Here is a 12,641-nt window from a genome sequence, read left to right as displayed (position 1 = left end):
ACCGGCCATGTCCACATTCGCTCCCATGGCCGCCGCACTCGCCCTTCTTGTTCTGGCGGGCACGAACAGCCTCGCCAGAACGATCGAAGCTCCCGAGCGCGGCACGGTCAGAGCCGTTCTGATCGGCATCGATCTCTATCGCAACGTCCCGCCGCTGCACGGCGCCGTCGCCGATGCCGAGGATCTTTCCCTGTCGCTGCGCTCGCTCGGGGTCGAGGACATGACGCTCTTGAAGAATGGCGCGGCCGACCGCCAGGGCATCTTCGATGCGATCGGCGCCGTCACGCAAAGGGCAGGCGAGGGCGATCTCGTCGTGCTCGGCATCGCCGGCCATGGATCGAGCGAGCCGGAGCGCGTCAAGGGCTCCAAACCCAGCGGCCGCGACGAGGTCTATGTGCTGGCCGGCTTCGATACGAGGCTGCCGGGATCGCGCGAGCGCATCTTCGGCGACGAATTCAAGGTGCTGATCCACCAGCTGGAGCAAAAAGGCGCCGAGGTCCTGTTCATCGCCGACACCTGCCATGCCGGCGGCATGACCCGCGACGTCGATCCGCGCGGCGCCGAGATCACCTGGCGCCAGGCGCCCTCCTATACGATCGAGGAGGATGATCTCGCGCCGATTTCGACCACATCAGATGCGCTCTCCACCGGCTTCGATTACAAGCGGCTGACCTTTCTTGCCGCCGTCGACGACCATACCAAATCGCCCGAAATATCGATTCCCGGCATAGCTCAGAAGCGCGGGGCGCTGAGCTATGCCACCGCCCGTGCGTTCGAGGGCGCCGCCGACCGCAACGCCGACGGCACTGTGACCCGCCGCGAACTGTTCGAATATGTGCGCCAATCGGTCTATCAGTTCACCGACCAGCGGCAGAACATCTTCACGCAAAGCCCGCCTGGGGCGGATCTCGACCGCGCCGTCGTCTATGCCTATGACAAAGCCGGACCGGCGGATGGGCAGAAATCGAATGTGCCGCCCCCGCCGCCCGAACCCGCCCCGATCACCCTTGCCGCCCTCGGTTCGGAGCCGGTGCTGGAGGCTATCGCTCCCGCCGTCACGCCGTTCAAGCTGACGGACGGCGCCCATGCCGAACTCGTCTTCGATCCGCAAAAGCGCGAGGCGATCGCCGGCGGCGATGTCGTCGCCTCCGAAGTCGGCGCCGGTGACATGCCCTTCGTCGTCGACCGGATGGCCGCACTCGACACGCTGAAGCGGCTGTCGGAGACCAACCCGCAGAGCGTGCGGGTGACCCCCTCCGACAAGGTCCATCGCGACGGCGAGCGCGTCGGCGTCACGTTGTCCGATCTTGCCGGGCGCAAGCTCGTATTGTTCGATGTCACCGGCGACGGCACCGTGCAGTTCCTCTATCCCGGCGACAGGGAAGCCGATGCCGAGATGTCCGCGACCTTCGATCTCGATCTTTCCGTCGTCGCCCCCTTCGGCACCGACCTGCTCGTCGCCGTCACCTCCGATCAGCCGATGCCTGGTCTGGTCGAATTCCTGAAACAGAACGACAGGCGGCGCACCGCCGGCAACATCGCCAGACACCTCGGCGAACTTCTGCCCGAGGGCGCACGCGTCGGATTTACGGTCCTCTATACCTCCGCCGGAGCCAGGCTATGAGCACGTCGATCAGCAGGGTCCTCAACATTGCGGCCGTCCTTCTGCTTCTGGCCGCACCGGCGCTTGCGCAGCAGGATACCGATTTTGCCGGCGAGGATGGCGGGCGGGTGATCGGCGGCCAGGCGGCGAAAAAAGGCGAATGGCCCTGGCAGGTGAAGATCCTGGCGCCCGATCCCGAGCAGCGCGGCCGCTTCGGCGGTCATTGCGGCGGCTCGCTGATTTCGCCGCGCTGGATCCTGACCGCCGCCCATTGCGTCACCAGCGGCCGTTCCGGCAAGCAGGATCTCTTCGCCCGCGACCTCCTGATCGTCGAGGGAAAGCAGAAGATCGACAAGGTGATCTCGGTCGACGGGCCTGACAAGCCCGGGCTGTCCGTCGAGGACGTGATCATCCACGAGGATTTCGAGCGCAAGGTCTTCGCCAACGACATCGCCCTCATCAAGCTTGCCGAACCCGCCGTCTCAAGACCGGCAATCCTCGCCTCCGCCGCGGACGAGGCCGTGGAAGCCCCTGGCCACACCGCCGTCGTCACCGGCTGGGGCTACACCAAGGCCGATCACGGCTGGGATGACAAATACCTGCCGACCGAACTGCAGGAGGTCGAGCTGCCGCTCGTCTCGCGCGAGGATTGCCGCGCCGCCTATCGCGAGAGCTCGATGCGCATGAACCCGATCGACGAGCGCAATGTCTGCGCCGGTTATGCCGAGGGCGGCAAGGATGCCTGCCAGGGGGACAGCGGCGGGCCGCTGGTCGCGCAGCGCCCCGACAAGCGCTGGATCCAGCTCGGGATCGTCAGCTGGGGCGCCGGCTGCGCCGAGGCCGAACATTACGGCGTCTACACCCGCGTCGCCGCCTTCCGCGATTGGATTGCCGAGAAGACCGATGGCGACGTGCCGAACGCGCCCGATACCTCAGGCGCTTCCGCCGGCGACCAGGTGGCGGCGATCGACACCAAGCGCCGGCCTGCTGCAAGCGAGCCCACGCAGAAGCAGACGCCGGCTGCACAGATCGAGGCCAACCTTGCGATTACGACGCCGCCCGACGCCACGAAGGCGCCTGCGGAAACGACGGAAACTCCAGCACCCCCTTCGCCCGAAGGCAGCCAGCCGGAGGTTCAGGCGCCGGCCGCCGAGCTGCCGATGGCAGTGCGTTCTCCCGGCGACCGCGCGCTTCTGATCGGCATCGACGATTATGAGATGCGCGAGGCGAAGCTGACCGGCTCGGTCGACGATGTGAAGGCGATGCAGCTCTTCCTCGTCAAGACGGTCGGCTACCGTCCCGAACAGATCCATACGCTCACCGATCGCAAGGCCACCCGCGCCGCGATCCTTGCCGAGATCGACGACTGGCTGGTGCGCCAGTCTCAGGCCGGCAGCCGCGTCTTCCTCTATTTCAGCGGCCAGGGCTCCGAGGAAATGGGCGCCGAGGCGACGACGAGCCCGACGCTGGTCGCCGCCGATGCCAAGCTGCTGCGCGACGGCGGCAAGGTGACCGTCACCAACCAGATCCGCGAGACCGAGATCGCCGCCCGGCTGAACAGCCTCAAGGACCGCCGCGTCACGCTGCTGATCGACGCCTGCCATGTCGGCCCCGGCAGCCGCAGCGCCGTGGCCGCACCCGCCGGCGGCACGGTGCGCTGCCTCGGCCCGGCTTTGGCGTCGCTGCAGCCGCCGAACCGCTCCGGCAAGGAGGCGAAATTCTCCTTCGGCGGCGAAACGGCGATGGTCTGGTCGGCGGTCAATGCAGGCCAATGGGCGCTGGTCGATACCGAGGCCAAACCGCCGCTCGGCGTCTTCACCCGCCGCTTCATCGAAGGCGTGCAGGAAGGGGTGGCGCGCGCTGCCGACAAGCCTGAGGTCAGCAACGCCGCCCTGCTCGATTATGTCAGGCGCAAATCGGACGAATATTGCCGGGCCCATTCCGGGGACTGCCGCTTCACGCCGGTGCCGCAATTCTACGGCCTGCCGGATGCGCTCGGCCGCGACGTCGTCACCGGCGAGGAGGCGAAGACGCCGGTCGCCGCCGTCGAGAACACCTTGAAGACCGACAATGAGGCGGGTGTGGCCGTCGACGTGCTGCCCGGCACCTCGGTCAGCATCGGCGACAAGGTGGCGATGCGCGTCTCCACCAAGAAATCAGGCTACCTGATCCTCGTCGATATCGACGCCGCCGGCAAGCTGACGCAGCTCTATCCGAACAAACGCTCGATGGGCCTGAAGCCGACGGCAAAGGGCGGCGACAATCGGCTCGATCCGGCCCGGCCGGTGGTCGTGCCCGATGCCCGCAATCCCTACATCGGCTTCGAATATGTGGTGGAGGGGCCGGCCGGCGTCGGCATGGTCGTCGCCATCCTCAGCGACAAGCCGATCGAAGTGCTCGACCTGCCTGACGTGCCGACACCGCTCGTCGGCCAGCGCGCCGCCTTCAATTATGTCTACGACCTCGCCCGAAGCCTCAGGATCGTCAGCGACGACGAGACAGGCGTCCAGGGCAAATGGTCGTTTGATTCCAAATTCTATCGCATCCGCTGAAAGGGGAGCGAGTGATGTCGAAATCCATTCTGCTGGCGGGCCTTGCCGCTTCCCTGATGGCGCTGGCGCCCGCCCATGCGGGCGATGCCTCTGACACCAGGGCCGTCCTTGCCGCCCAGGCCGGGCTTGCCGTCGACCTGATCGACCGCACGCTGGCGAAGGAGGGGGCGGCCAACATCATGGTGTCACCGGCAAGCCTTGCCGCCGCGCTCGGCGTCGCCAGCCTCGGCGCCTCGGATGCGGGCAAGGCGGCCATCGCCCGGGGGCTGGGTTTCGGCGATTCGGTCAAGGGGCCGGAGAAGGTGCTCGACGAAATGAACCCGAAGACGCCGCCGGCGGCGGATGCGCCGCTGGCCTCAGGCGTTGCGATCGTCTTCGACGACAAGCTGGCGCTCGTCCCCGATGCCCTTCCCATGCTGGCCGGCCACCGCATCAAGCCCTCGATCGAGGATCTCGATCAACAGCAATCCGTCGAGCACATTAACGGCTGGGTCAGGCAGGCGACGCGCGACGCCATCCCGGCGATCCTGGAAACCCCGCCCGGCGGCGGCTTCATCAGCCTCGGGGCGATCTCCTTCAAGGCCCGCTGGAAAACCGCCTTTGAGGCGGAGAGCCCGGCAGCCCCGTTCCGGCGGCCGGACGGCTCGACGGTCTCGGTGCCGATGATGCATCTTGCCGGCGACGGCCAGAAATTCCGTGTCGACGATCGTTTCGCAGCCGTCGACCTCGCCTATGCAGGTGAAACCTACCGCATGGTGGTGATCGCCGCGCGCTCGGAAAAGGGCGTCGGCGGCGCCGATCTCAAAACCCTCGCCTCCTGGCTTCAGGGCGACAAATTCGAACCCGCCAAGGGCGAAATCTTCCTGCCCCGCTTTTCCCTCAACGACGGGCGTGATTTGATGCCGACACTCCACGCGATGGGCCTTTCGCCTGAAAAGGCGAGCGATGCGGCTTTTCCCGGGTTCACCACGGAAAACATCCGCTTGTCGCGCGTTCTGCAGAAGACGATGATCAAGGTCGATGAGAATGGCACGGAAGCGGCGGCGGCAACGGCCACGGTGACCGAGCGCAGCATCGATCCGAAACTGGTGCGGGTGAGCGCGGATGCCCGTTTCGCCTTCGCGCTGCGGGACACGAAGACCGGCCTGTTTCTCGCCGCCGGCCTGATCGGCGATCCGCTTCTGGCGGGTGAATGACATGCGGTTTGATGAAGACAAAATGGCAGGGGGACACGTGCATGAGAAGTGATCTGATCGCCCGCTACACGATCGGCGAGCCGGTCTATGAGAACGAGTTCATCGTCTATCCCGCTCAGGACAAGCGGATGGATCGTTCGGTCTTCATCGTCGCGCCCGATGTGGCGCTGAAACTGGACAAGGCGCGCTTCGAGCGGGTCTGGACCTCGGTCAACGAGGCCAAATCGCTGACGGCGCGGCGCTTCGTGGAAATCGAGGACCTCATCCCGCCGTCGCCTGAGGACGACAATTTCTACATCGTCGAGAAGCGGCCGTCGAAGACGCTGCACCAATATCTCGAGGAAACCGAGATGGTGGCCTATGACCGCGCCATCGAGATCGGCCGCCACATCCTCGAAGGGCTGGCGACGCTTCACGGGGCGGGTTACGCCCACAATGCGCTGACCGACCAGTGCATCTACGTGTCGGAGGATTATTCCGGCCTCTCGGTCCGGATCGGCAACCTGCACCTGATCTCCAAGATCGGCGAGCACATCATCCCGCCCTATGCGCCGGAATTCGGCGCGCCGGAGATCTATGCCAGCGGCACCTTCTCCGCTTCCGCCGCACTCGACATCTATGCGATGGGCATGATCGCCTACAAGCTCTTCCTGCCGCGCCAGACCTATGCCAGCGTCTTCGATAGCGTCATGGTCTGGGAGGACGAGCACCAGCGCGAGCAGAGCTGGAAGAACATCCATCTCGACCCGTCGAACATCTTCCCGCGCCTCGACGTGCTGATCCCCGGTTTTCCCGAGGGACTGGCCAGCCTGGTCGAAAGAATGCTGAGCCGCGACCCGGCCCAGCGGCCGCGCATGGGCGCCGATGCGCTCGGCGAATTCAGCCGCGTCACCACGGGCATCCAGCCGATGGCCTGGGATCCGCGCGGCGGCATGCCGCAACAGCCGGAAACCCCGAAGCGGAAGAAATGGACGCTCGCGCATTTCTCGATGCTCGGTGCGCTGATCTTGATCTGCATCGGCGTAGGCGTCGTCACCATCCCGAAGCTGCTGCGTCCCGATCCCAAGCTGGTCGCCGATGTCGGCACCTGGAAGAAGGAGGCCGAAAGCCGCAGGGACAAGGCCATCGCCGCCAAGGCGCCGGAACGCCCCTCTGGCGACGAGGCGAAGCTCTCCTATGATGCCGGCGCCGCCTCACTGACCGAGGCCAATGCCGCCCTCAAGGACGAAGACTATAAGAAGGCGCTTCCCGGCTACCAGAAGGCGGCCATCAGCCTCGGCAAGTCGCTGATCGCCATATCAAGGGAAAACGCCGAAAAGGCCAAATCCGCCGCTGCCGCTGCCGGCGGCGACAAGGCCCCGAGTTTTGCCGACGCCGACAGCAAGATGAAGGCCGCCGCCGACAGCGCCGCCGCCCAGCAGATGCATGGCGCGGTCGATAATTACGAGGCGGCGAGAACGGCTTACGACGATCTCGCCAAGGGGCTGACGGCGCTGGCAGCGGCCGAAAAGGACGCCACGGCAAAACGCGAAACCGTCACCCGCATCGGCGCCGGCGACAGCCCCGACGTCACCAAGGCGAGCGCCCTGATGATGGAGGCCAAGGCCAAGGCCGAGAAATGGCAGCTGCCGGCCGCGACCTCGAACTACGGCGACGCCGCCAAGCTCTTCGCCGCGCTGATCTCGGATGTCATGGCGGCCAAGGACGAGGCGACGGCGCTGAGGCAGAAAGTCACCGATCTCCACGCCTCGCTGACGACACGCGCCGGCCCCACAGATCCGACACTTGCCGCACTCGCGCCGAAGCTCACCGAGGCCGACGGCCGCTATACCGCTGAAGCCTACAAGCTCGCCATATCAGCCTACCAGCCGATCCTGGCCGATCTCGAAGCGCTCTCGGCGCGTGGCTTCTGCCCGGTTGCGCCGAATGTCGCCTTCGAGACCATCCCGGCCGGCAGTTATTCGCTCGACAATGTCCGGCTGATGACCTCGTCGATGAAGGAGCTCGGCGGCATGCTCGGCGTCGCCAATGGCGCCGTGAAGGTCGAAAAATCCTTCTGCATGCAGGCGAAAGCGGTCACCCGCGCCGAGATGGCGCAGTATTACACCGCTAACGCAGACCCCGCCTCCGCCCAGGCCTATGCCGGCAATCCCGAACAGCCCGCCGACGACGTGCCGCTCGCCGAGGCGCAGAACTATACCGCCTGGCTGTCGAAACAGCTGAACGCCCCCATCCACCTGCCGTCGGCGACGGAATGGATGGCAAGCGCTGTCAAGCTGACGACGGAAAAACTGCCCGACAACGGCGACATCATCCTGCAATGGAGCGCCACCCCCTGCGAAGCCGGCGGCAACGTCGCCTTCATGGCGCAGGAGGGCTCCACTTTCGTCGTCTGCTCGGATGCCTCGGCTGGTGGGATTTTTCGGGTCAGCGCTGAGTTAAGGTGAGGGAGCAGAGGCCTCGAATCGAATTGTCCCGCTGATAGGCGTGGGATTGTTGGGGTTCGGTATCAACAAGGGGTATCGACCTTGCTCGCGCATCTCAGGCTCGGAGAGCTCCTTCAGGCTGTCGGAGCGACTGAACACCATTCACGTCTTCACCTATTTTTCGTCTTATGGGCGCGATTGAGCGGTTGGGAGCTCGAAACTTGCTATCCGCCTTTTCATTTGCCAATGGTATTATTAAGGTGGCGGCGTCGAAGGGGAATAATATGCTTTCAGTAGAGAGATATTTCTATGCCGATGGTGTCGTTGGCGGCACAATAATATTGTCGTTGGTATTCTTATTTTTGGCTATCGAGGAAGCGCGAGAAATTCTATTTTATATTAGAAATAACTGGAACTTTGACATCGACAGCAATATTGGAGGAAAGATTTATAAGGGAGACTCAACCGACGATCGAGATCTTGTGACAAACAGATCAAGGGTTTTATATGGAAGACCATTCCTTATTGTAGTGTTTTTGGCGTTTCTTATTATTCATATTGCCGTTCTTTTCTCGAAATAAATTTCGTTGGCCTTAAGAGCTTGCTGATTAGTTTGAGGTTCTCAGCTAAAGGCAAAAATTGAGCATCCCTACAATCGGCGAAGGGTAGCCACCGTCTTTGGAAGGTCTGCAAACCGCTGTTGCGGAGCGTCCCCGCTACGCTCGTATGCTTCAAACCGCCTTCTCACGATAAGCATGAATAGCGCGTGCCAACGCTTCTCCTTTGGCTCGGGCGGCTGCGGTGCGGCCAAACATGACGCCCGCTGCAATGCAATACCAGCCAGAGAACCAAGGTGTGACGAAAAGCAACAGCACAATGGCCGATATTCCTCCGAGTAGGAGACCAAGGGTACCCAAGATCTGCGATACCAGCAGGGTTGGGATCAAAACCGATAGTCCGGCAACGCCCCACCAGAAGAAAACCACTGCTCCAATCAGATGCATGGCGAGAAGCGGCACTCGCAATGCCAGGCGAAGCGCTGCCAACTCGCTCCGATGGCGATAATACGTGACTTTCTCCCAGAGCTGGCCCATTGCGTTGTCTCCGCTACCGCAGTGTATCAAGACCCCGGTTAACCAATGTCATATGAGCTATTCTCACCGCAACGTCAGCCAAATGCGGGCATCCGTCTGTGAACGCCCCCGCTTTTCTTCTCAATTCACGATCTCCCGTTTAAGCAGCGTTCGCCCAAAAATTTCAATTCCAAATTTCTAAATACGCGCGTACATTGAACTGGGGACTGCAGTATCCGTGCGTTGAGGTGTCGGGGAAATGTGCTGGAATACATCATCAGCATTCACGCCTGTCGGGTTTGCTTTGCGAGGGCCGAAATCTCGCAAGATCGTGTGGACATTGGGCGATGCGGCGCGTCTCCTGATGAACGACTGGCCTTGCGATGACGGCGAGGAATACATGGCTGCCGTCAAAGCCTGCGTCGACGCCATCACCGGCAAAATTGCCCCGGAACAATTCCGCGAAGTGCTTCTGCGTGCGGCCGATGAGGCGGGTATCCGTACTCTGTCGCTCGTTCCGCAGGGAATGGGTGAGCGCCGACCGGACCTGCCGCCGATGGTGCGAACATAGGCCTTCACGGGGCTGTCCGCTGTTCGATGTCAGGATTCCGCCTCCCTTGAGCTTTGTTCATTGTTCACCCAATCACTCACTCCCGTTGGCTGATGACGATGGTCCTTGTTCCGCGTGCGCAAGAACGTATGATCCTATCCACCATATTCGCAGCTTGGGCCGCAATCTCGGGAACGCCCGTGAGCTCGCCCAGCGCGGGGCGAGTGGGAGGACCTGCGACGAAGAGGGTGGAATTCGGGGTTCCTGCGATGGTGAGGGCTCGGCCCGCCGTGTCGCAGGCCAGGCCCAGACTGAGAGGGTCCGACTGGATGAAGCCTTCACAGTGCAGTGCCAGCAGAAACCTTTGGTGCCCAGCATAGCCTCGGTAATCCGGCCCTGTGGCCCAGAGGATGTGACGACAACGAATTTCGGCCCGGCCTTCGCGAGTCTGGATCGCCGCAAGCAGATCTTCTCCATCTCGCGAGACAGATCTGAGGTGGCCCCGTTCCATAGTTATTTGCCCCAAGTCTAGGCCTCCTTCAAGCAATGCGTATGCCTGTGGCGGCATGCGGTAGCGGTGGACGTCGTACCAGCGGCGGAGGCGCCGCAGGAACTTTTGCCGCTCTTGCAGGGAAAGGCCTTGCCAGAGTTCCTGAGCATGCTGCCGCAGCGCATCAAAAACGCATTGCCAGGGAATGCCATGCGTTTCCGCCTCTGTGATTGTTGCTCGCACAGTTGCCAGGATTTTTCTGGCCGAGGTGAGGTTGGCGCCGCGAAAGTCGCCGAACGGAGCGAAGTCACCGCCGGCATGCGGTCTCGGCATCAGGCCCGATCGGGAAAGCAGCGTGATCTTGCCATCGTGGCCGAGGGCGTCCAGGCGGGTGAGCGCATCGAGAGCGGTAAGGCCTGAACCCACGATCAGGACCGAGTCGGATTTTCCAATGCGGGCGAGCGCGTTCGGGGCAAAGACATCGGTCACGCGAGCCGCCGTGAGGGGATCGAGCCTGTCGATCACGGCCGGCCTCGAAGCTGGAGGATGCCCTGTAGCGAGGATCAGAATGTCGGCTAGTACCACGGTTCCGCCGGAGCCGGTGACCCGCCACTGCTCGCTTTGGCGGTCGACGGCCCGGACGGTCTGTTCCACGTGACGGATCGTGCCACTATCCAGGTGAGGCGCGAGTTGTGCCTGCATAAAATGGCCGAAGTCCCTGCGGCGGGCGAAGATTCCTTCCGGCGTGACCGCCTGAGGGTCGATGGTGAGCGTTCCGCTCGTCTGCAGCCAATCCAGGAAGGCGGTGGGGGCACCAGGGATCGCGCGCATTCTGTGTGCCGCGACATTGAGGCGCACGTCGGCGTTCGGGATGTCATAGGCAAGGCCGCATCCGAGGTGTTCCCGGGGCTCGAAGACGGTAATCTCCTCGATGTCTCGCGGCCCGCGCTCGACCAGAAGCTTGGCAATGATGGCGCCGGTATATCCGCCGCCGATGATCGCCACACGGGAAGCGTGGCGTGCTGTGTGCGCCGGCAGCCTCGGTGAGGACATCTTGATCTTCAACATGGCAGTCTTCCTTCCGGTTCTCGGGGACAGAGCTGGGCATATTTTCTATAAAATATATGGAGATTAAAAACGCGTGTCTACTGCGCGAGTTCCCCGGCTGCTATTCATTGCTGAGTTGCAGTCTGAACGGGAGAGGTCAGATGAACGTTTTTATCGCGAGCGGGTTCAGCGAGCCCCGTATTCGCCCTGTGTCCGATCGTCCAGCCGATGCGGCTGGTTTGAAGCAGGCGTTAAGAACGCTGGGAGGCGGTGTCAGTGTGATCACGGCAGGTGAGGGCACAGAACGCTCCGGAGCAACGGTCACGTCTGCGACGGCATTGTCAGTCGATCCTCCGCGCATGCTGGTGTCGCTCAACAGATCCTCCTCCACCTGGCCCGTCGTCGAGCGCTATCGCCATTTCGCGGTGAATGTGATCGGTGCCGACCATCAGGACGTAGCAAATCGGTTTGCGGGCGTCGGAGGTTTGAGAGGACCCGAGCGCTATGTCGGGGCCGAATGGACGAGACTCGCCAGCGGAGCGCCAGTCCTGGAAAATGCGGTTGCCGCGCTCGACTGCGAGGTCGAGGAGGCGATCGAGCGACATAGCCATGTCATCCTCATCGGCCGAGTGCTTTCGATACGCCTCGGTGGTGGCAGTTCACTGCTTTATCAGAATGGCAAGTACCACGCGGTGACGTGACATCTGTCTGAGTCGAGGAGAGCCTGCATGATGGTATCGACGGCTGATCGACTGCGACCCGTGCCGCCTGTCCTGACGAGGGAAGCGGACGTCGTGGCCGCACTCGATCGCTTGGCAGAAATGACAAGTAGCAATCCTGACCAGACTTCCATCCTTCGTGCAAGCGGACTTCTCGCCATGTCCATTCCCGCTGCTTTCGGCGGAGCGGATACATCGAACCTCATCGTTGCAGAGACTGTCAGCCGGTTCGCGATCTGGAGCCCCGCAGCGGCCGAGCGACTCCTCGGGCACCTTGTTACCCTGGAATTGGTTCGGACCAGCGGATCGTCAGAGCAGCGCAAGGCGATTTACGGACGCGTCGCACTGGGCGATGTCTTGGAACTTTACCGTCACCAAGATGCTGCGCCACCGAGGCTTGTGCAGTCCGGTCTAGCCTTCGCGCTGGAGGATGCGGGATCGGATCTCGCGATCAGTACTGCCGACTGGAAAGCCGTTGTTGCGTCTGGCGCAGGGTCTGAACCGTTGGCCGCCATCCTCGATCACCGGCGCGTGTCATCGCACGACAACCAAACCGCACCAGATCTGACTGTCCACCCTGACTACGTTCTCTCCCTCGGTGCAAATGCAGAGTGCCTCGCACGCGTGATGATGGCATTTCTGATGGCCGCCGCCGCGCGCGGCCAAGTCGGCGCCACGACCCTGACCTCAACAGATCCCTCGATTGCAATCGAGGTCGAACTCTTGGACGGGATGATTCGCAAGGCCGCGGCGCTCATCGACGGCATTCAGGTAGACGATCCCCCGATCGATATTGCCCAGATAAATCGATATTGCCGCGCGCTCGATACTGCACGTTTGCGCTGTTCGAGCGACCACTCGCCGGCGATCATATCCTGATCCGGCTGTTCGACGCCACGAATTGCGTCAGCGTCATGGTATCGAGAACGGCGGCCACCGCATCACGAACCCGCGTCATGGATATCCGGATCTGGCATGAGGCGGG

Annotated in this window: 10 protein-coding genes and 1 pseudogene; 8 read left to right on the top strand and 3 right to left on the bottom strand. The window is 62.8% G+C overall.

The features are described 5' to 3' along the window. Positions 1–7: 7 nt before the first annotated feature. The 5 genes from J2J99_RS29015 to J2J99_RS28995 all read left to right on the top strand — a co-directional run bounded on the left by J2J99_RS29015 (position 8) and on the right by J2J99_RS28995 (position 8,358). Positions 8–1,624, top strand: a complete 1,617-nt coding sequence (locus tag J2J99_RS29015; protein WP_207600993.1) for a caspase family protein — start codon at positions 8–10, stop codon at positions 1,622–1,624. Continuing rightward, the gene (locus J2J99_RS29010; protein WP_168300416.1) at positions 1,621–4,155 is read left to right on the top strand and encodes a trypsin-like serine protease; all 2,535 of its coding nucleotides are present in this window, start codon (positions 1,621–1,623) and stop codon (positions 4,153–4,155) included. Before J2J99_RS29015 ends, J2J99_RS29010 begins: the two co-directional genes overlap by 4 nt. A 14-nt stretch (positions 4,156–4,169) precedes the next feature. Then, complete coding sequence (locus J2J99_RS29005; RefSeq protein ID WP_168300417.1) at positions 4,170–5,351, top strand: serpin family protein; 1,182 nt, start codon at positions 4,170–4,172, stop codon at positions 5,349–5,351. Between the two features lie 41 nt (positions 5,352–5,392). Continuing rightward, on the top strand, positions 5,393–7,798 hold the full coding sequence (locus J2J99_RS29000) for a protein kinase domain-containing protein (RefSeq protein ID WP_168300418.1): 2,406 nt from the start codon (positions 5,393–5,395) through the stop codon (positions 7,796–7,798). Positions 7,799–7,998: 200 nt separating this feature from the next. Beyond that, positions 7,999–8,358, top strand: coding sequence for a hypothetical protein (locus J2J99_RS28995; protein ID WP_168300419.1), 360 nt, complete (start codon positions 7,999–8,001; stop codon positions 8,356–8,358). 150 nt (positions 8,359–8,508) lie between these two features. Here J2J99_RS28995 and J2J99_RS28990 read toward each other — a convergent pair whose 3' ends face one another. Continuing rightward, a complete protein-coding gene (locus J2J99_RS28990) occupies positions 8,509–8,871 on the bottom strand; it encodes a hypothetical protein (protein WP_168300420.1) in 363 nt (120 codons plus the stop codon). A 238-nt stretch (positions 8,872–9,109) separates the two neighbouring features. Here J2J99_RS28990 and J2J99_RS28985 point away from each other — a divergent pair, with 238 nt between their 5' ends. Next, entirely contained in the window at positions 9,110–9,421 is a 312-nt protein-coding gene (locus J2J99_RS28985) for a DUF982 domain-containing protein (protein WP_168300421.1), read from the top strand. 76 nt (positions 9,422–9,497) lie between these two features. Here the strand turns inward: J2J99_RS28985 and J2J99_RS28980 are convergent, their stop codons facing one another. Next, positions 9,498–10,958, bottom strand: coding sequence for an FAD/NAD(P)-binding protein (locus J2J99_RS28980; RefSeq protein ID WP_168300422.1), 1,461 nt, complete (start codon positions 10,956–10,958; stop codon positions 9,498–9,500). Positions 10,959–11,098: 140 nt separating this feature from the next. Here J2J99_RS28980 and J2J99_RS28975 point away from each other — a divergent pair, with 140 nt between their 5' ends. Then, complete coding sequence (locus J2J99_RS28975; protein WP_168300423.1) at positions 11,099–11,638, top strand: flavin reductase family protein; 540 nt, start codon at positions 11,099–11,101, stop codon at positions 11,636–11,638. A 27-nt stretch (positions 11,639–11,665) separates the two neighbouring features. Beyond that, positions 11,666–12,535 (top strand): acyl-CoA dehydrogenase family protein, encoded by an 870-nt coding sequence (locus J2J99_RS28970; protein ID WP_168300424.1) that lies wholly within the window; start codon positions 11,666–11,668, stop codon positions 12,533–12,535. On the opposite strand, the pseudogene J2J99_RS34250 reads toward J2J99_RS28970, so the two are convergent. Continuing rightward, positions 12,525–12,641, bottom strand: a pseudogene (locus J2J99_RS34250) (Rrf2 family transcriptional regulator); the annotation flags it as partial. The gene J2J99_RS28970 and the pseudogene J2J99_RS34250 sit on opposite strands and share 11 nt — an antisense overlap.

Source organism: Rhizobium binae (genome assembly GCF_017357225.1).
Classification (GTDB): Bacteria; Pseudomonadota; Alphaproteobacteria; order Rhizobiales; family Rhizobiaceae; genus Rhizobium; species Rhizobium binae.
Note: the sequence above shows the minus strand (reverse complement) of the source record. Positions and strands in the feature narration are given on the sequence as shown.